Raw genomic sequence first — 18,641 nt, 5'->3', positions numbered from 1 at the left:
CCGTCTGTGCGACCCGAAGCCCCGTAGCTCCCCGCTACCGGGGGCCTAACGCCCCCGCCCACGCCGGGGGCGGGAGCCCGGGGGCCCGGGCCTCCGGGGCCGTCCCCCCGGGCCGCGGCCCGCGGGCGCGCAACACCGCCGCCTATCTCCAGTACGCCGCCGGGAAGCTCGCCGGCGCGCTCGTTTCCATGTTCGCCGTGCTCGTCACCAGCTTCTTCCTGTTCCGTCTCATCCCGGGCGACCCGGTGAAGCAGATGACGGGCGGACGCCGCGTGTCGAGCGAGCAACTGGACGCGATGCGCAAGGAGTTCGGGCTCGACGACCCGGTGTGGAAGCAGTTCACGGACTACTGCGGCAACGTCCTCACCGGGGACTTCGGCACGTCGTACCAGTTCCACACGCCCGTCATGGACAAGATCACGGAGGCACTCGGGCCGACGCTGTGGCTCACCGGCACGGCGTACGTCCTCTATACGATCATCGGCATCTGGCTGGGCACGCGGACGGCGTGGCGCAACGGCGGCCTCGGCGACCGCTTCCACACCGGGCTCGCGCTCACCCTGTACTCGGTGCCGTCGTTCTGGCTCGGCCTGCTGCTGATCATCACGTTCTCGGTGGGCGCGGGGCCGCTGCCCGACATGTTCCCGACGGGCGGCATGGAGAGCGGCGACGAGAGCGGCTTCGCGTACGTCCTCGACGTGGCGCACCACATGATCCTGCCGGTGATCACGCTCGTCGCCGTCGGGTACGCGCAGACGCTGCTCGTCATGCGCTCCTCGCTGCTCGACGAGATGGGCAGCGACTATCTGACGACCGCGCGCGCCAAGGGGCTGCGGGACGATCTCGTACGGCGCCGCCACGCCGTGCCCAACGCGCTGCTCCCGACGGTGACGCTGATGTTCGTGAACCTGGGCACGGTGGTCGCGGGGGCGATCCTGGTCGAGACGGTGTTCTCGTGGCCGGGGCTCGGCGGCCTGTTCTACCAGGCCCTCAGCGTGCCCGACCTGCCGCTCGTCCAGGGTCTCTTCTTCGTCTTCGCGACCGCGGTGATCCTGATGAACACGGTGGCCGACGTGATCTATCCGCTCCTCGATCCCAGGGTGGGCCGATGACGACCGACACCTCACCGGTTCCCGCGCCGAACGAGGCGCACGACGTCGGCGCGCAGGCACCGCGCAAGAGCGCGCGGACCCTCGCGTGGGCGCGCAGGCGGCAGTCGGTGGCGCGCTTCTGGCGCGAGTACCGCACGCACCGGGCCGGGCTCTTCGGGCTCGCCGCGCTCGTCCTCATCGCCCTCGCGGCCCTCTTCGCGCCGCTGCTCGTCGGCTCCGACGCGCAGAGCGTGACGAAGGCGCCCGGCGAGGCCATGCAGTCGCCGAGCGGCGAGTTCCCGCTCGGCACCGACCAGTTCGGACGCGACCTGCTCGCGCTGCTCGTGTGGGGCGCGCGGATCTCGCTGACGGTCGGGCTGCTCGCGGCGTTCCTGTCCGTCGCCATCGGCACGGTCGTCGGCGTCACGGCGGGCCACTTCCGCGGCTGGTACGCCACGGTGATCATGCGGATCACGGACTGGTTCCTCGTCATGCCGACGCTGGTCCTCGCGATCGCCCTCGCGTCCGTGCTGGACCGTTCCATCTGGACGATCATCCTGGCGATCGGCGTGACGACCTGGCCGACCACGGCACGCCTCGTGCGGGCGCAGACGCTCGCCGTGGAGTCCCGCCCGTACATCGAACGCGCCCAGGCGCTCGGCGGCGGCCACGGCCACATCATGACCCGCCACGTCCTGCCCAACGTCATGCCGCTCGTCCTCGCGCAGACGACGCTCGTGATCTCCAGCGCGATCCTCACCGAGGCGACCCTCGCCTTCCTGGGCCTCGGCGACCCGACGGTCGTCTCCTGGGGCGGCCTCCTCCAGGACGCCCGCGAGGCGGGTGCCGTCAGCGCGGGCCACTGGTGGTACCTGGCGCCGCCCGGCATCGCCATCGCCGTGGTCGCGCTCGCGTTCACGCTGTGCGGGCGGGCCGTGGAGTCCGTGCTCAACCCCAGGCTGGGAGTGTCCCGTTGACCACCGCACCAGATCAGCAGGCCGCCGGGCAGCCGCTGCTCGACGTCAGGAACCTCGAAGTGACGTACGCGTCCGGGGCCGCCGCCGTCCGCGGGGTCGACCTGACCGTGGCCGCCGGGCAGAAGCTGGGCGTCGCGGGCGAGTCGGGCTGCGGCAAGTCCACGCTGGCCCTGGCCCTGCTCCGCCTGCTGCCCGCCGGGACGAAGGTGACCGGCGAGATCCTGCTCGACGGCGAGGACGTGCTCACGATGAAGTGGGGCCGGGTGCGCGCGGTCCGCTGGGCGGGCGCGTCCGTGGTCTTCCAGGGCGCGATGCACTCGCTGAACGCGGTGCACCGCATCGGCGACCAGATCGCCGAGCCGATCCTGCTGCACAGGAAGGCGACCCCGGCCGGCGCGAAGAAGAAGGCCCGTGAGCTCCTGGAGCACGTGGGCCTGCCCGGCGCCCGCGCGGACGCGTACCCGCACGAGCTCTCCGGCGGCCAGCGCCAGCGCGTGATGATCGCGATGGCGCTCGCCTGCGACCCGCGCCTGATCATCGCCGACGAGCCGACCACCGCGCTCGACGTGATGATCCAGGCGCAGATCCTGCGCCTGATCGAGCGCCTCGTGTCCGAGCAGGACCTGGGCCTCATCATGATCAGCCACGACCTGGCGGTCCTCTCCGACACCTGCGACCGCCTCGCGGTGATGTACGCGGGCCGGGTCGTCGAGGAGGGCCCCGCCCGGGACGTGTACGAGCACGCGCAGCACCCGTACGGCAAGGCCCTGTCGGCGGCGTTCCCGCGCATCGGCGACCCGGGCTCGCGGTTCGCGCCCCGCGGCCTGCCCGGCGACCCGCCGGACCCCTCGGCGCTGCCGTCCGGCTGCACGTTCCACCCGCGCTGCCCCGTCGCCCTCGACAGCTGCGCGGACCACGACCAGGACCTGCGTACCGCGGGCCCGGTCCACCGGGCGGCGTGCGTCCACGTGGGCCAGGTCCCGGCCCAGCAGGCGTCGGCGGTGGAGGGGGCGCCATGACGACGTACGCCACCAGGAATCACGGGCCCGCGGCCGCGAGGAGACGCGCATGACCACCGAATCCACCCTCACCCCGCCCCCGCGGCCGGCCGAGTCGACGCCGCTGCTCACCGCGTCCGAGCTGCACATCACGTTCCCCGGGCGCCGGGGCGCGGACCCGGCGCGGGCCGTGGACGGCGTGGACCTCGACATCGGGCAGGGCGAGATCGTCGCGCTCGTCGGCGAGTCCGGCTGCGGCAAGACGACGCTCGCACGGTCCCTGCTCGGCCTGGTGCCGCCCACGTCGGGCCGGGTCACGTTCGACGGCAGGCCGCTCAGCTACAGGGGCCGCGCCCTGAAGGCGTACCGCAAGCGGGTGCAGCTGGTCCTCCAGGACCCGAGCGGCTCGCTCAACCCGCGGCACACGGTGTACGACGCCGTGGCCGAGGGCCTGCGCATCCACGGGTACTCCGGGGACGAGCAGGAGGCCGTCGCGCAGGCCCTGTCACGGGCGGGCCTGCGGCCGCCGGAGCGGTTCTTCCTGCGCTACCCGCACGAGCTGTCCGGCGGGCAGCGCCAGCGCGTCGTCATCGCGGGCGCGCTCGTCCTTCAGCCCGAACTCATCGTCGCGGACGAGCCGGTGGCGTCCCTGGACGCGTCCGTGCGCGGCGAGATCCTGGCCCTGCTCCTCCGCCTGCGCGACGAGCTCGGCCTGTCCGCCCTCGTCGTCACCCACGACCTGGGCCTGGCCTGGAACATCGCGGACCGGGTGGCGGTGATGTACCTGGGCCGGATCGTCGAGACCGGCGCCGTCGAGGAGGTCCTGACGGCACCTCAGCACCCGTACACCCAAGCGCTGTTGTCGGTCCTGCCGGAAGCGGAGGGCGAGCCGATCGTCCTCACCGGGGAGCCTCCGGACCCGTCCCGGGTCCCCTCTGGCTGCCGCTTCCACGCGCGCTGCCAGATTCTCGCCGGGGGCGAAGCCGAGCGGGCAGGGGTAGCCCGGGACTGCCGTACGAAGGACCTGCCCGTGCTCTCCGGTACGGGCGTCGCCCAGGTGGCCTGCCACTGGGCGACGGCGATCAGCACAAAATCAAGCCCGTCCGGCGATTGAGGACGAGCCCGAAGGGCGATCGACCTCAGCCCAGGTCCACGTCAACGTCCTCGACCAGAGCCCGCGCCTTCTTCACGTCGTCGCCGATGGCAACAAGCAGCGCGTCGATGGACTCGAACTTCGCCTGCCCCCGCACAAAGGCGAGGAAGTCCACGGCGACATGAAGGCCGTACAGGTCAAGCCCGACGCGGTCGATCGCGTACGCCTCGACAGTGCGCTCCGTGCCGTCGAACTGCGGATTCGTGCCAACGGAAATGGCGGCGGGCATGGCCTCGCCCTGGGCGTGCAGCCACCCGGCGTACACGCCGTCCGCGGGGATCGCGGTGTGCGGCAGCGTCTCCACGTTGGCGGTGGGGAAGCCGAGCTCGCGGCCGCGCTGGGCGCCGCGGACGACGACGCCCTCGACGCGGTGCGGGCGGCCCAGGATCTCGCGGGCGCCCTCGACGTCGCCCTCGGCGACGAGGCGGCGCGTGAGCGTGGAGGAGAACGGCTGTCCGCCGCCCGCCTCGCCGCTGACGTACAGGTCGATGACCTCGACCTCGTAGTCATAGGTCTCGCCGAGCTCGGCGAGCACCTCGACGTTGCCCGCGGCCCGGTGGCCGAAGCGGAAGTTGGGGCCCTCGACGACGGCCTTGGCGTGCAGCTTGTCGACGAGGACCTTCACGACGAAGTCGGCGGGCGACAGCTTCGAGAACTCCGTCGTGAACGGCAGGATGAGCACGGCGTCCACGCCGAGGTCCGCCATCAGCTCGGCGCGCCGGTGGTGCGGGGCGAGCAGCGGCGGGTGGCTGCCGGGGCGGACGACCTCGCTCGGGTGCGGGTCGAAGGTGACGACCACGGCGGGCACGCCGAGCTCGCGGGCGCGGGCCACCGCGCGGCCGATGATCAGCTGGTGCCCGCGGTGCACACCGTCGTAGGAACCAATGGTGACGACGCTGCGCCCCCAGTCCTGGGGAATGTCCTCCAAGCCACGCCAGCGCTGCACTGTCTTCGCTCCTCGCCGAACCCGTGTACGTCGTGTACGTCCGTACGTTCCCTTGCCGATTGCGCAGGTCTAAGAGTGCCATGCCGACAGGTTGTCGCCAGCATCGGCCGGGGTGGCGGAGCTCACGCCGGGACCGCGTCCGCGACGCCCTCGACGGTGCGGCGGGCGCTCGGGCCGACGAGGGCGTCCCACTCGCCCGGAGATGCGGCGATCCAGCGGGCCAGCCGCGCGGCGAAGTCCGGCGCCCGGCGCGCCTGGTCGACCAGGGCGCGGTCGAAGCGCGTCGCGCCCTCCGGGGTGCGGCCGAGGAGCAGCCCGATGCGGTGTACGAGGCGACGGTCGCGCTCCGTGTCCACTGCGGCGGCGGACGCGTCGGCGCGCCCGCAGACCGCGTGCAGCACCGCCTCGACGACGGCGGGCTCCCGCTCCTGGCCGAGCAGCAGGTCGAGCAGGTCGGCGCGCAGCGGCCCGGAGGCCTCGGTGCCGGGCGCGGCGAGCACCGGCGCGAGGGCGATCCGCACGTCCTGGGACCGGCTCCGCAGCAACTCCGTGACCAGCGGAATCAGGGCGCCCCGCACGCCGGGCCCCTGTTCGAGCCGCAGGTCGACGTAGGCCGCCGCGGCGGCGGCCGTCTGGGGGGACTGCTCCGCGTGCTCCTGGATGAGGAGCGCGACGCGGCGCACCAGGGCGGGCGCGGTGACGTCGGCGAGGCTGCGCAGGACCTCGCAGGCGTCGCTGTCCGGTGCGCGCAGGCGGGCCCGGAAGGCGGTGAGCACCGTCTCGGGGTGGGTGGTCAGGGCGGCGGCGAGGGCGCTCGCGGGCAGTCGGGGGTCGCCCGCGGTGAACCGTTTCAGGGCGGCCGGCAGATGGCGTGCGCGGGTCTGCGGGTCGCGGACGAGCAGGGCGAGCGCGGTGCCGTGCAGGGTGTCGTCGCCGGGCCGGGAGAGCAGGGCGTAGGCCGCGTACCGCAGGAGGGTGCGGTCGGCGTCGCTGGTGACGTGCGGGGCGGCGCGCAGGCCGTACGCGGCGGCGGCGACGCGGCGCCCCGGCCGGTCGTCGTGCGCCCAGCGGTCGACGGCGCGGCACACCGCGGACGGCTCGTCCTCGGCGAGCGCGCCGAGCAGTTCGTCGCCGCGGGCGTGGGCGCAGTCGACGAGGGCTTCGGTGAGGTCGTCGATGGCGCGGTGCCGGTGGGTGTGCAGCAGGGCCTGGGCGGCGGAGGCGACGGTGGCGTGCGGGGTCGCGCGCAGCGGGCTCTCGTCGGTGAACCAGCGGGTCAGGTGCCGCTGGACGCCGCCGGGGTCGGCGGCGAGCCGCTCGGCGACGGTGTCCAGGACGCGGCCCGGCGTGCCCGGCGGGCCGTCGTGCGGCACGACGGCCCGCAGCAGGTCGTACTTGTCCGGGTCCGCCAGGGGCAGGCTCATCCAGAAATCGGGGGCGAACTGCCGTTGCGCGGCGAGCGATTGCAGCACTCCCAGGTAGGGCCGCGCGTCACCGACCCGCAAGAGGGCCTCGCCCAGCAGATGTTGGGCCCACCACCGGGCGTCGGCCACGCGGCCCTCGCCGCGCACCTCCGGCGCGCAGCGGTCAAGGACCTCCAGGGACCCGGCCAACTCCCCCAGCTGGACCGCCAGTTCACCCGGGCCCCGCTGCCGCTCCAGGAGCAGCAGGGCCTGGAGGACCGGGCCGATCCGGTGCCGCGGCACGGGCAGGGACCGCACGGACAGCGCCCCGCCGGCCGCGCCCGCCGCGTCCTCCGCGTGCCGGTGCACCAGCGAGGCGAGCGCCCCGCCCACGTCCAGATGCGTCCCCTGAAGCCAGTCGGCGACCTCCTCGTGCGCGAAGCGGTACCCGGCGCCCGCGGGCACGAGCAGCCCCTCCGCGAGCACCGCGGACGCCCAGCCCGTGCAGCCGTCGGTCCCCTTGCCCGGCAGGCTCCCCCACGGGAACACCTCCTCGAACGACGCCCGGTCGAGCTCGCCCTGCCCCGGCCCGAGGCACCGCCGGGCCGCCTCGTGCACCTGCCCGGACACCTTCGCCGCGAGCCGCCGCACACCGGACCCGCGCAGTCCGTTCGCCGCCGCGAGCCGCACGGCGACGCGCAGGCTCACCAGGTCCAGATACGCCGAGAAGACCTCCTCGCGGCCCGGCCGCCCCGCCGGCACGCCCGGCACCGCGGCCCGCACCTCGGACAGCAGCCGCAGGGCCAGCGGATGCCGCGCGTCGGCCTCGGCGAGCGCCCCGTCCGGGATGCCGTAGCGCGCGCGGGCCCGGCGCGCCTCCCGCTCCGGCAGGTCGCCGAGCCGTACGCAGCCGGGCAGGGCCTCGCCGAAGCCGGGCCCGGAGCCGCCGAAGCCGGACAGCGGGCCGCCCAGGCCGGGCAGGGGCCCGCCGAAGCCGTCACCCGCGGCACCCTCCCCCGCGGCGCCCTCCCCCGCACTGTGCAGCACCCCGGCGGGGAAGTGCGCCCCGGCCTGCTCCCAGTACTCCGGGCGGCAGGCCACGACGAGCCGCGTCCCGGTGTCCCGCAGCCATCCCGCGGTCCCCGCGCTCCACTCGGCGAGCCGGTGCGCGAGCACGGGCGGCATCTCCTCGGGGCCGTCGAGCAGGAGCAGCAGGGGCCGGCCGGCGTCGCGGACGAGCCGGGCGACGCGCCCCGCGGAGATGTCGCCGAGCCCGCCGTCCGCGGTCCGCACGTCCTCCGACGCGGACAGGATGCGTCCGGCCCGCTCCAGGGCGCGCGCCACCGCGTCGGCCACGGACGTGTCGGCGTCCCGCAGGTCGGCGCCGCGCAGCCACAGGGTGGGGGTGGGTTCGGGGCCCCGGGCGCGGCGGGCGGCGAGCGCGGCGAGCTCCGTGGTGCGGCCGGTGCCGGGGTCGCCGACGAGGCCGAGCACCCGGGCCGGGCCGTGTGTGAAGGCGGTGAACTCACCGGCGGTGTCGGGCCGTTCGACCGGGTCGGGGTGCGGGGTGCGCGGGCCGTCGGAGCCCAGGCAGGTGGCCGTGAGGTGCAGGGCGCCCGCCAGGTTCAGGTCGTGGCCGTAGCCGGGGACGGTCGCCGCGTTGCGCGCGAGGAGGGCGGCGAGCGGCCCGTGCGGGTCCGCGGCGGCCACGTCCCGCAGCGGCACGGCGAACCCGGCGGCCCGGTGCGGGGCGTGCAGGGCGGTGGCGAGGACGGCGAGCACCGCGCCGGACGAGGCGTCGAGCACGGGCCCGCCCGCGGCGCCGCCGCCGAGCCGCAGCGCGTCCGCGCCGTCCGTGCCGATGGCCAGCTCCATGGCGGCGTCCACGACGTGGAAGCGGTCCGTCGCGGCGTACGTCACCGACGACGCGTCCAGGACCCGGGCCTGCCGCCACCCTCCGGCGGCGAGCCGCACATAGGTGCCGACCGGCACGGCGTCGCGCACGGTGACGGGCAGCGGCTTGAGGCCGAGCCCTTCGGTGCGGACGAGCGCGAGGTCGGCCTCGGGCAGCGCCGTCACGGCGTCGGCGGCCACCACGCAGGTGCGCTCGCCCGGCGCGTGCAGCACGATCCGGGCGAGTCCGTCGACGGCCTCGTGGCTGGTGATCACGGTGCCGAGCTCGTCGGCGGCGAATCCGGCGCCGCGCGGTCGCCCGGCCAGGTCACAGATGCGCACCAGGGACCGCTCGGGCTCCCGCCACGCGTCCCGACCCGCCGTCCCCTCGCTCCGGGCCCGGACCCGGTCCCCGCCGCCCCGGGCCCGCGGGCCCCGTCCCGCCATGGTCGACCTCCCCAGCGCCACCCGCCTCCGCGAGTCCCTTTGACCGTAAGTCGACAGTGATCAGCGGCACAGGACGCGAACCGAACGCGCCCCCTTCCGCTCCCTCGGTTCACTCCGAGCGCCTGCCCGTAGGGGTGAAGAGACCGGCGTGGGTGGATACACCTTGAGAGGGGGGCAGAGGGGGGAACCGTGGAGCGGCGCACTGCGGCGGCCTGCTGTGCGCCGTTCCACGGCGAAAGAGCGGGAATCTCCCCCGGGAGAACCCTTCGGGGAGCCTTCAGGGAACCCTCGGGCGCAGAGGGGAATCCTCAGGCGAACACGGCGAGGCTCTTGGCCTTGCCCTTCGACTCCTCGGCCAGGACCAGGAACTGACCCTCGGGGCCGAACACGGCGACGGCACCCGCGCCCGCGTACTCGTCGGGCATCTCGATCCGCACGCCGTTCATGAGGAGCCGGGCCCGCCGCTCGTCGACGTCCCAGCGCGGGAAGGCCCGGTCCGCCGCGTCCGCGATCGGCATCACCGTCAGCTCCTCCTGGAGCTGGTCGAGGGTCTTCGCGGTGTCCAGCTTGTACGGCCCGACGCGGGTGCGGCGCAGCGCCGTCAGATGGCCGCCGACGCCGAGGCCCGCGCCCAGGTCGCGGGCGAGCGCCCGGATGTAGGTGCCGGACGAGCAGACGACGGAGACGACCAGGTCGAGGACGGGGGTGCCGTCCTCGGCGACGGCGTCCCTGATGTCGTACACGGTGAAGGCCGAGACCGTCACCGGGCGGGCCGGGATCTCGAAGTCCTCGCCCTCGCGCGCCCGCTTGTACGACCGCTTGCCGTCGATCTTGATGGCGCTGACCTTCGACGGCACCTGCATGATGTCGCCGCTGAGCTCGGCGATGCCGGCGTCGATGGCGTCGCGCTTCACGCCCGAGGCGTCCACCGAGGCGGTGATCTCCCCCTCGGCGTCGTCCGTGACCGTGGTCTGGCCGAGCCGGATCGTGCCCAGGTACTCCTTCTCGGTCAGCGCGAGGTGGCCGAGGAGCTTGGTGGCGCGCTCGACGCCGAGCACGAGGACGCCGGTCGCCATCGGGTCGAGGGTGCCGGCGTGCCCGACGCGGCGGGTCTTGGCGATGCCCCGCATCTTGGCGACCACGTCGTGCGAAGTGAAGCCGGACGGCTTGTCGACGATGACAAGTCCGTCCGGCGTCGTACCACTGGAACTGCGCTTGCTCATGAGGAGGCGTCGCCGCCCTTGCCCTCGGCCTCGTCGGCGTCGTCTTCCGGCTTCCGGTACGGGTCGGCGTCGCCCGCGAACTCGGCGCCCGCGGACACCTCGCGCACCTTGGCGTCCGAGATCCGCGCCCGGTCGAGCAGGTCCTCGATGGCCCGCGCGTTGTCCGGCAGGGCGTCCGCGACGAACGCCAGGGTCGGCGTGAACTTCACGCCCGCGGCCTGGCCGACCGCCGACCGGAGCACGCCCTTGGCGCTCTCCAGACCCGCGGCCGCGGCCGCGCGGTCCTCGTCGTCGCCGTAGACCGTGTAGAAGACGGTCGCCTCCCGCAGGTCACCCGTGACCCGGGTGTCCGTGATGGTGACATGCGAGCCGAGCCGCGGGTCCTTGATCCCGCGCTGCAGCTTCTGGGCCACCACCTCTCGGATGAGGTCCGCCAGCCTCTTCGCCCGCGCGTTGTCGGCCACTGCTCGTCTCCTTCTGTGCTGTGCTCGTCGCTGGTCGTTCTAATCGTCTTCGTCGCCGTGCAGCCGCCGTCGCACCGACAGCAGCTCCACCTCGGGCCGGGCGGCGACGAGCCGTTCGCACCGGTCCAGTACGTCGGTGAGGTGCCCCGCGTCCCCGGAGACCAGCGCCAGGCCGATCTCGCTCCTGCGGTGCAGGTCCTGGTGGCCGACCTCCGCGGCGCTGACCGCGTACTTCCGCTGGAGTTCCGCCACGATCGGGCGGACGAGGGAGCGTTTCTCCTTCAGCGAATGTACGTCGCCGAGGAGCAGGTCGAAGGACAGAGTCCCCACATACATGTGTGTGCCGGATGTCCCGCCGGTCCGGGATCGCGCCCCGCGCGTGGTTGGCAGGGTCACCAGAACCGTACAACGAGTGGGCGGTCCGGCTCGACGGATATTCGCCCCCGCCGCCCCTACCCGTTCCCGTCCTGGGGCTCCGCCCCAGACCCCGCTCCTCAAACGCCGGAGGGGCTGAATCTTGCCGTGGAATTCAGCCCGTCCGGCGTTTGAGGACGAGGCGCGAAGCGCCGATAAAGCGGCGGGGGCCGCCCGGGGAAACCCCGGGCAACCCCCGCCCCGCAGACGCTATGCCCGCGGCTTCTCGCGCATCTCGTACGTCGCAATGACGTCGTCGACCTTGATGTCGTTGAAGTTGCCGAGGTTGATACCGCCCTCGAACCCTTCGCGGATCTCGGTGACGTCGTCCTTGAAGCGACGCAGGCCCACGATGTTGAGCTCCTCCGCGATGACCTTGCCATCGCGCAGCAGGCGGGCCTTGGTGTTCCGCTTGACCTCGCCGGAGCGGATGAGCACACCCGCGATGTTGCCCAGCTTGGACGAGCGGAAGACCTCGCGGATCTCCGCCGTGCCGAGCTCGACCTCTTCGTACTCCGGCTTGAGCATGCCCTTGAGGGCCGCCTCGATCTCCTCGATGGCCTGGTAGATCACCGAGTAGTAGCGGACGTCGACGCCCTCGCGCTCCGCCATCTGCGCGGCACGGCCTGCCGCACGGACGTTGAAGCCGATGACGATGGCGTCGGAGCCCATGGCCAGGTCGATGTCCGACTCGGTGACCGCACCCACGCCGCGGTGCAGCACGCGGATGTCGACCTCCTCGCCGACGTCCAGCTGGAGCAGGGAGGACTCGAGGGCCTCGACGGAACCAGAAGCGTCACCCTTGATGATGAGGTTGAGCTGCTGGATCTCGCCGGCCTTGAGCACCTTGTCCAGGTCCTCGAGCGAGACGCGGCGGACGCGCTTGGCGAACGCGGCGTTGCGCTCGCGGGCGGCGCGCTTCTCGGCGATCTGACGGGCCGTACGGTCCTCGTCGACCACCAGGAAGTTGTCGCCCGCGCCCGGGACGTTGGTGAGACCGAGGACGAGGACCGGGGTCGACGGACCCGCCTCTTCCACGTTCTCGCCCTTGTCGTCGAGCATCGCGCGGACACGGCCGTACGCGTCACCGGCGACCATCGTGTCACCGACGCGCAGCGTGCCGCGCTGGACCAGGACGGTCGCGACGGCGCCGCGGCCCTTGTCCAGGTGGGCCTCGATCGCGATGCCCTGCGCGTCCTGCTCCGGGTTGGCCCGCAGGTCGAGCGAGGCGTCCGCGGTGAGGACGACGGCCTCAAGGAGCTCGTCGATGTGCAGACCCTGCTTGGCGGAGATGTCGACGAACATCGTGTCGCCGCCGTACTCCTCGGCCACCAGGCCGTACTCGGTCAGCTGACCGCGCACCTTGGTCGGGTCGGCGCCCTCGACGTCGATCTTGTTGACCGCGACCACGATCGGCACGTCGGCCGCCTTGGCGTGGTTCAGGGCCTCGACCGTCTGCGGCATGACACCGTCGTTGGCCGCCACCACGAGGATCGCGATGTCGGTCGACTTCGCACCGCGGGCACGCATGGCGGTGAACGCCTCGTGACCCGGGGTGTCGATGAAGGTGATCGCGCGGTCCTCGCCGTTGACCTCGGTCGCGACCTGGTAGGCACCGATGTGCTGGGTGATGCCACCGGCCTCGCCCGCGACGACGTTCGTCTTGCGGATGGCGTCGAGCAGGCGGGTCTTACCGTGGTCGACGTGACCCATGACGGTCACGACCGGCGGGCGGGACATGAGCGCCTCTTCGCCGCCCTCGTCCTCGCCGAACTCGATGGAGAACGACTCGAGCAGCTCGCGGTCCTCCTCCTCGGGGCTGACGATCTGAACCGTGTAGTTCATCTCGTCGCCGAGGAGCTGCAGCGTCTCGTCGGAGACGGACTGCGTGGCCGTGACCATCTCGCCGAGGTTCATCATCACCGCGACGAGCGACGCCGGGTTGGCGTTGATCTTCTCGGCGAAGTCGGTGAGGGAGGCACCGCGCGACAGGCGAACGGTCTCGCCGTTGCCGCGAGGCAGCATCACGCCGCCGACCGACGGGGCCTGCATGGCCTCGTACTCCTGGCGCCTCTGCCGCTTCGACTTGCGACCGCGCCGCGCGGGACCGCCGGGACGGCCGAAGGCGCCCTGCGTGCCACCACGGCCACCGGGACCGCCGGGACGGCCACCGAAGCCGGGACGGCCGCCGAAGCCACCGCCGCCGCCGGGACGACCGCCGCCGCCACCGCCGCCGCCCGGACCACCGGGACGACCGGCGAAGCCACCGCCGCCGCCACCGGGACCGCCGGGACGACCGGCGAAGCCGGGACGACCGCCGCCGCCACCGGGACGACCGCCGCCGCCGGGACCACGGCCACCGCCGGGGCCACCACCGGGACGCGGGCCCGCGGCGGGACGCTGCGGCATCATGCCCGGGTTCGGACGGTTACCGCCGGGGCCGCCGCCCGGACGCGGCGCCTGCGGGCGCGGCATGCCGGCCGGGGACGGACGGGAGCCGCCCTGACCGCCCTGCGGACGCGGACCGCCCTGGCCGCCACCCTGACCGCCCTGCGGACGGGGACCGCCGGGGGCACCGGGGCCGCCGGGACGCGGCGCGCCGCCGGGACGGGGCGCCTGCGGGCGCGCCATGCCGGTGGAGCCGCCGGACGTGAAGGGGTTGTTGCCCGGACGCGGTCCGGCGGGACGACCGCCGGGACGCGGGGCGCCACCCTGGCCGCCGGGGCGCGGGGCACCCTGACGGTCACCGCGGTCGCGGTCGCCGCGACCCTGGCCCTGGCCCTGACCGGGCGCGGCCGGACGGGCACCGGGCTTCGGGGCACCCGGACGGGCGCCCGGACGCGGCGCGGCCGGAGCGTTCGACGCGGCGGCCGGAGCGGCCGGCGGCGCCGTGAACTCGGGCGCGGCCGGGGCCGGAGCCGCGGGGGCGGGCTTGGGCGCCGGGGGCTTGGGACCCGGCGTCGGACGCGGACCCGGGGCCGCGGGGGTCACCGGAGCGGCCGGGGCGGCCGGCTTCTCGGCGGCCGCGGGCTTCGGGGCCGGCTTGGGCGCGGCCGGCTTGGCGGCCTGCGCGGGAGAGGGTGCCGCGGGCTTCGCGGCGGCCTTGCGCGGGGCGGGCTTTCCGGAGCCGTTGCCCTGCTGCAGTGCGTCTGTCAGTTTGCGTACTACGGGCGCCTCGATCGTCGAGGACGCCGAACGTACGAATTCACCGAGTTCTTGGAGCTTGGCCATGACGACCTTGCTCTCAACCCCGAACTCCTTGGCGAGTTCGTATACCCGGACCTTAGCCACTTCGCTCCTTTTAGGTCCGGGTTACCGCCGGACCGTCGCTACTTCATGGGCGTACTCATCGCGTACTCATCGAGTGCTCATCGCAATCTCGACCTACTTCCAACTCGCGAGGTACCACGGCCGCACGGGGTTCCGTGCGACGGTCTTACGGTGTTGCCGACGGGGCAACGGTCTCGGCTGCCTCGACATTCCCGCGCAACCGCGCGGTGTCGAGCGGTCCCTGGACTCGAAGGGCCCGGGGGAACGCCCGGCGGCGGACCGCCAGGTCGAGACAGACCAGGGCGGGGTGTACATACGCACCCCGGCCGGGCAGCGTACCGCTTGGATCGGGGACGCAAACGCCCTCGACCGCCACGGTGCGCAGCAGATCGCTCTTGGCCGCTCGCTCCCGGCACCCCACACAGGTGCGCTCAGGGCGTGCGCGGGCATGCGTCCGGCCAGACACGCTTAAGTCTACCTCCCCGTACCGACCTCACCCCTTTGGGGCAAAAATCGAACGGCTGTTGTCTTGATCAATACGTGACCAGGGCGAGGGCGGTCCGCGCAACTGGTTTTCCCGGGCGCGCGGACCCTCCCCCGCGAGGGGGTCAGCCCTCGGAGTCCTGGCCGGTCTGCTCGGTGTCCGGCCGGATGTCGATCCGCCAGCCGGTCAGACGGGCCGCGAGGCGGGCGTTCTGGCCCTCCTTGCCGATGGCGAGCGACAGCTGGTAGTCCGGCACGGTCACGCGCGCGGAGCGCCCGGCCAGGTCGACGATCTCGACCTTGCTGACCCGCGCCGGGGACAGCGCGTGCGCGACCATCTCGCCGGGGTCGTCGGACCAGTCGACGATGTCGATCTTCTCGCCGTTGAGCTCGCCCATGACGTTGCGCACCCGGCTGCCCATCGGGCCGATGCAGGCGCCCTTGGCGTTGAGCCCGGACCGGGTCGACCGGACCGCGATCTTGGTGCGGTGCCCGGCCTCACGCGCGATGGCGGCGATCTCCACCGACCCGTCGGCGATCTCGGGGACCTCCAGCGCGAACAGCTTCTTCACCAGGTTCGGGTGCGTGCGCGACAGCGTCACGGACGGGCCGCGCACACCCTTGGCCACCCGCACCACATAGCTGCGCAGGCGCATGCCGTGCGGGTACTCCTCGCCCGGCACCTGCTCCTGCGCGGGCAGGATGGCCTCCAGCTTGCCGATGTCGACCATGACGTTCTTCGGGTCGCGGCCCTGCTGGACGACGCCGGTGACGATGTCGCCCTCGCGGCCCGCGTACTCACCGAGCGTCGCGTCGTCCTCGGCGTCGCGCAGCCGCTGCAGGATGACCTGCTTGGCGGTGGTGGCGGCGATCCGGCCGAAGTCGGACGGGGTGTCGTCGAACTCGCGGGCCTCCTGGCCCTCCTCGAGATCTTCGGGGTCCTCCTTCGCCCAGACCGTCACGTGGCCGCTGTCGCGGTCGAGCTTCACGCGCGCGTGGCGGCGGCTTCCCTCGGTGCGGTGGTAGGCGATGAGGAGGGCCGACTCGATCGCCTCGACCAGCAGGTCGAAGGAGATCTCCTTCTCCCGTACCAAGCCCCGCAGGGCACTCATGTCGATGTCCACGGCTACGCCTCCTCCTCTTCCTTCATGTCCTTCATGTCCTTGCGGTTGAACTCGACCTGCACGCGCGCCTTGTCGATCGCGTCGAAGGCGAGCCTGCGGGCGGTGGGCTTGCGCCCCTTCACGCCCGGCACCTCCAGGTCGACGCCCTCGTCGTCCACCTTCAGGATGCGCGCGACCAGCTCGCCGCCCTCGGCCAGCTGGAACTTCGCGAGCCGTCCGACGGCGCGGTCGTAGTGGCGCCGCTCCTTCAGGGGGCGCTCGGCGCCCGGGGAGCCGACCTCCAGGTCGTACTCTCCGTCGCCCATGGCGTCGGTCTCGTCGAGCTTCGCGGAGAGCGCCCGGCTCACATCCGCGATCGCATCCAGATCCACGCCGTCCTCGGAGTCGACGACGACTCGCAGCACGCGCTTGCGTCCGACCGAGGCCACTTCGATCTCTTCGAGATCGAGACCCTGGGAGCTGACGAGCGGTTCCAGCAGTTCTCGCAGCCTCTCGCTCTGGGTGGTGCTCATCCGGGTGACTCCTCGGCCGCGTGTGCTGTTGTGGGATCGTCGCGTGTCAGGTCAAAGGGTATCCGGTCCCGGAGGGTGTTGCCGTCCACCGTCCGCCCGCTCGTGCCCGGGGGCCGAGCCGCTCGCACGTACGAGCGCAGGGCGCGGGTACGGTGATCACCGGCCCCCCGGCCCTCCCCCGCCCTTCCTGCCGTTCGCGGCCCACCTCCCGAGGACGTCCGCCGTGCCCTCGCATCTCACCCCTTCGTGGTCCCGCCCGCGCCGAAGAAGCCTGCTCGCCGGGGCCGCCGGCGCCGCCGGGGCGGCGCTGCTCACCGGCTGCTCGGACTCCGGCTCCGCCGACGGCCGCCCCGCCGCCGAGAACCGGCTGCGGGCGCGGGCGGCCCGGGACAGCGCCGCGCTGCTCCTGCGGTACGACGCCGTGCTCGCCGCGCACTCCGCGCTCGCGGGGCGCCTGAAGCCGCTGCGGGCGGAGGTGGCCCGGCACGAGAAGGTCCTCGCCGAAGGCCTGCCCGCCACGTCACCGCCGCCCGGCACGCCCTCCCCCTCCGCCTCGGTGCCCGCCGACGAGAAGGAGGCCCTGCGCTTCCTCGCGGCGGCGGAGCGGGACCTCGCCGGGCGGCGCGGCAAGCAGCTCGTGGCCGCGCCCGCGGAGCTCGCCCGGCTGCTCGCGTCCGTCGCGGCGGCGGGCGCGGCACACGCCTACCTGCTGACGGAGGACCACAAGTGAGCGAGCACGACGAGACCGCGGCCGAGCTGAAGGCCGTCCAGGCGGCCCTGCGCGCCGAGCACGCGGCCGTGTACGGGTACGGGGTCGTCGGCGGCCGCATCGGTGACGCGCGCCGGGCCGAGGCCCGCACGGCGTACGACGCGCACCGGGCGCGGCGCGACGAGCTGCGCCGGGCGGTGCGCGCGCTCGACGGCGAGCCGGAGGCGTCGGCGGCCGCGTACGCGCTGCCGTTCCCGGTGCCGGACTCGGCGGCGGCCGTGCGGCTCGCCGCCGAGCTGGAGGAGCGGGTCGCGGGCGTGTACGCGGACCTCGTGCGGGCCGCGGGCGGGGCCAGGCGCCGGGCCGCGGCCGACGCACTGCGGGAGGCGGCGGTCCGGGCGGCGCGCTGGCGCGGCGGGAGCGTAGCCTTCCCTGGGCTCGCGGAGCGGGCCGCCGGGCCCGGGAGCCCGTCCGCGCCACCGCGGGCGTGACCCGCCGCCGCACACGCACACAGGGCAGCTGGGGCTGTGCTGGGATGGGAAAGGAACACCTCGCGCATGGCATTCGAACCGCCGCCGCGCCTCGTCCGTGCGCTCGGCGAGACGCCGCGCGACGCCGGCACCGACGCCTGGCTGCGGGCGCTCCCGGAGCTGGCCGAGGAGGCCGTGGCCCGGTGGGAGCTGACCGTCGAGCGGGTGCAGGTGCCCGGGGGCCGCAGCAGCCTCGTCGTCCTCGTACGGCGGCAGGACGGCACGCCCGCGGTCCTGAAGCTGGTGCCGCCGAGGTCGCGGCCGCTCAGTGAGCGGGCCGCGCTCGCGCACTGGGACGGCCTCGGCGCGGCCCGCCTGCTGGCTTCCGGCCCCGACGGCACCGGTGCCGACGCCGACGGCGCGCTGCTCATCGAGCGTCTCCAGCGGGACGTGTCCGTGCGGTCGCTGCCCGAGGCCAAGTCGATGCTGGAGGCGGCCGGGACGCTGCGGCGGCTGTGGGTGGCGCCGCCCGAGGGGCACCGGTTCGAGACGGTGGCCGAGCGGACGGGGCGGCAGGCCGACGCGATGCGGGCCTCCCGTGACGCGGAGGTCGCTCCCCTCGTCGACGCGGCCCTCGCCGCGCGGGACGACCTCCTCGCCGCGCCCGGCGAGGACCGGCTCCTGCACGGCACGTTCCGGCAGAGCAAGGTGCTCGCGGGCGAGCGCGTGCCGTGGCTGGCCGTGGGCCCCGATCCGGTCGTCGGTGAGTGCGCGTTCGACCTGGCGCGGCTCGTGCGGGACCGGGTGGAGGATCTGATCGCCTCGCCGTCGGGGGCGGCGGTGGCTCGGCGGCGGGTGAAGCGGCTTGCCGAGTCGCTCGATGTGGATCAGGAGCGGTTGCGGGGGTGGACGTTGTTCCGGGCCGTGGAGTCGGGGGTGCGGGCGCTGCGGGTGGGGCGGGAGCAGGACGCGGAGCTGTTGCTGGAGTTCGCGGGCTGGCTGTAGGCCTTCGCGGGGCGCCCCAGGCCCGCCCCTTCACCGAAACCAGGGGCTGCCGCCCCTGG

16 protein-coding genes are annotated in these 18,641 nt (G+C 74.0%); 7 read left to right on the top strand and 9 right to left on the bottom strand.

The window, feature by feature from the left end:
* The 4 genes from ACFWZ5_RS37925 to ACFWZ5_RS37910 all read left to right on the top strand — a co-directional run.
* The coding region (locus ACFWZ5_RS37925) for an ABC transporter permease (protein WP_384891996.1) at positions 1 to 1,112 on the top strand (1,112 nt) is incomplete at its 5' end.
* Complete coding sequence (locus ACFWZ5_RS37920) at positions 1,109 to 2,068, top strand: ABC transporter permease (RefSeq protein ID WP_384803637.1); 960 nt, start codon at positions 1,109 to 1,111, stop codon at positions 2,066 to 2,068. The genes ACFWZ5_RS37925 and ACFWZ5_RS37920, both read left to right, overlap by 4 nt.
* A complete protein-coding gene (locus ACFWZ5_RS37915) occupies positions 2,065 to 3,087 on the top strand; it encodes an ABC transporter ATP-binding protein (RefSeq protein WP_384803634.1) in 1,023 nt (340 codons plus the stop codon). Before ACFWZ5_RS37920 ends, ACFWZ5_RS37915 begins: the two co-directional genes overlap by 4 nt.
* A gap of 49 nt (positions 3,088 to 3,136) precedes the next feature.
* Positions 3,137 to 4,180, top strand: coding sequence for an oligopeptide/dipeptide ABC transporter ATP-binding protein (locus tag ACFWZ5_RS37910; RefSeq protein WP_384803630.1), 1,044 nt, complete (start codon positions 3,137 to 3,139; stop codon positions 4,178 to 4,180).
* Between the two features lie 25 nt (positions 4,181 to 4,205).
* On the opposite strand, the gene ACFWZ5_RS37905 is transcribed toward ACFWZ5_RS37910, so the two are convergent.
* The 9 genes from ACFWZ5_RS37905 to rimP form a co-directional block, all read right to left on the bottom strand.
* Positions 4,206 to 5,165, bottom strand: coding sequence for a bifunctional riboflavin kinase/FAD synthetase (locus tag ACFWZ5_RS37905; protein ID WP_384803627.1), 960 nt, complete (start codon positions 5,163 to 5,165; stop codon positions 4,206 to 4,208).
* 122 nt (positions 5,166 to 5,287) lie between these two features.
* Complete coding sequence (locus tag ACFWZ5_RS37900; RefSeq protein WP_384803624.1) at positions 5,288 to 8,908, bottom strand: trypsin-like peptidase domain-containing protein; 3,621 nt, start codon at positions 8,906 to 8,908, stop codon at positions 5,288 to 5,290.
* Positions 8,909 to 9,216: 308 nt separating this feature from the next.
* The gene (gene truB / locus ACFWZ5_RS37895; protein ID WP_384803621.1) at positions 9,217 to 10,131 is read right to left on the bottom strand and encodes a tRNA pseudouridine(55) synthase TruB; all 915 of its coding nucleotides are present in this window, start codon (positions 10,129 to 10,131) and stop codon (positions 9,217 to 9,219) included.
* Positions 10,128 to 10,595 carry a 30S ribosome-binding factor RbfA gene (gene rbfA, locus ACFWZ5_RS37890; RefSeq protein ID WP_384803618.1) on the bottom strand — a complete coding sequence of 156 codons (468 nt, stop codon included), beginning with the start codon at positions 10,593 to 10,595 and terminating at the stop codon, positions 10,128 to 10,130. The genes truB and rbfA overlap by 4 nt, the downstream gene beginning before the upstream one ends.
* 39 nt (positions 10,596 to 10,634) lie before the next feature.
* A complete protein-coding gene (locus tag ACFWZ5_RS37885; protein ID WP_384803643.1) occupies positions 10,635 to 10,931 on the bottom strand; it encodes a DUF503 domain-containing protein in 297 nt (98 codons plus the stop codon).
* Between the two features lie 288 nt (positions 10,932 to 11,219).
* Entirely contained in the window at positions 11,220 to 14,300 is a 3,081-nt protein-coding gene (infB, locus tag ACFWZ5_RS37880; RefSeq protein ID WP_384891993.1) for a translation initiation factor IF-2, read from the bottom strand.
* Between the two features lie 145 nt (positions 14,301 to 14,445).
* Positions 14,446 to 14,745: a YlxR family protein gene (locus ACFWZ5_RS37875; protein ID WP_384805256.1), complete on the bottom strand. Its 300-nt coding sequence runs from the start codon at positions 14,743 to 14,745 to the stop codon at positions 14,446 to 14,448.
* Between the two features lie 142 nt (positions 14,746 to 14,887).
* On the bottom strand, positions 14,888 to 15,886 hold the full coding sequence (gene nusA, locus ACFWZ5_RS37870) for a transcription termination factor NusA (RefSeq protein ID WP_384805254.1): 999 nt from the start codon (positions 15,884 to 15,886) through the stop codon (positions 14,888 to 14,890).
* A 2-nt stretch (positions 15,887 to 15,888) separates the two neighbouring features.
* Positions 15,889 to 16,398 (bottom strand): ribosome maturation factor RimP, encoded by a 510-nt coding sequence (gene rimP, locus ACFWZ5_RS37865; RefSeq protein ID WP_384805252.1) that lies wholly within the window; start codon positions 16,396 to 16,398, stop codon positions 15,889 to 15,891.
* Positions 16,399 to 16,621: 223 nt separating this feature from the next.
* Between rimP and ACFWZ5_RS37860 the strand changes: the two genes are divergently transcribed.
* The 3 genes from ACFWZ5_RS37860 (at position 16,622) to ACFWZ5_RS37850 (ending at position 18,582) form a co-directional block, all read left to right on the top strand.
* On the top strand, positions 16,622 to 17,128 hold the full coding sequence (locus tag ACFWZ5_RS37860; RefSeq protein ID WP_384805250.1) for a hypothetical protein: 507 nt from the start codon (positions 16,622 to 16,624) through the stop codon (positions 17,126 to 17,128).
* Positions 17,125 to 17,598 (top strand): ferritin-like domain-containing protein, encoded by a 474-nt coding sequence (locus ACFWZ5_RS37855; protein ID WP_384805248.1) that lies wholly within the window; start codon positions 17,125 to 17,127, stop codon positions 17,596 to 17,598. Before ACFWZ5_RS37860 ends, ACFWZ5_RS37855 begins: the two co-directional genes overlap by 4 nt.
* Before the next feature lie 66 nt (positions 17,599 to 17,664).
* On the top strand, positions 17,665 to 18,582 hold the full coding sequence (locus tag ACFWZ5_RS37850) for an aminoglycoside phosphotransferase family protein (RefSeq protein WP_384805247.1): 918 nt from the start codon (positions 17,665 to 17,667) through the stop codon (positions 18,580 to 18,582).
* Positions 18,583 to 18,641: the final 59 nt, after the last annotated feature.

Source organism: Streptomyces sp. NPDC059003 (assembly GCF_042740445.1).
GTDB lineage: Bacteria > Actinomycetota > Actinomycetes > Streptomycetales > Streptomycetaceae > Streptomyces.
The sequence above is the reverse complement of the archived record's forward strand: the minus strand, read 5'-3'. Positions and strand labels throughout refer to the sequence as shown.

Excerpts from the sequence above, each read along its gene's own strand:
- ACFWZ5_RS37920 (WP_384803637.1), top strand. The coding sequence starts at position 1,109 with ATGACGACCGACACCTCACCGGTTCCCGCGCCGAACGAGGCGCACGAC.
- ACFWZ5_RS37910 (WP_384803630.1), top strand. The coding sequence starts at position 3,137 with ATGACCACCGAATCCACCCTCACCCCGCCCCCGCGGCCGGCCGAGTCG.
- ACFWZ5_RS37900 (WP_384803624.1), bottom strand. The coding sequence starts at position 8,908 with ATGGCGGGACGGGGCCCGCGGGCCCGGGGCGGCGGGGACCGGGTCCGG.
- truB (WP_384803621.1), bottom strand. The coding sequence starts at position 10,131 with ATGAGCAAGCGCAGTTCCAGTGGTACGACGCCGGACGGACTTGTCATC.
- ACFWZ5_RS37885 (WP_384803643.1), bottom strand. The coding sequence starts at position 10,931 with ATGTATGTGGGGACTCTGTCCTTCGACCTGCTCCTCGGCGACGTACAT.
- rimP (WP_384805252.1), bottom strand. The coding sequence starts at position 16,398 with ATGAGCACCACCCAGAGCGAGAGGCTGCGAGAACTGCTGGAACCGCTC.
- ACFWZ5_RS37850 (WP_384805247.1), top strand. The coding sequence starts at position 17,665 with ATGGCATTCGAACCGCCGCCGCGCCTCGTCCGTGCGCTCGGCGAGACG.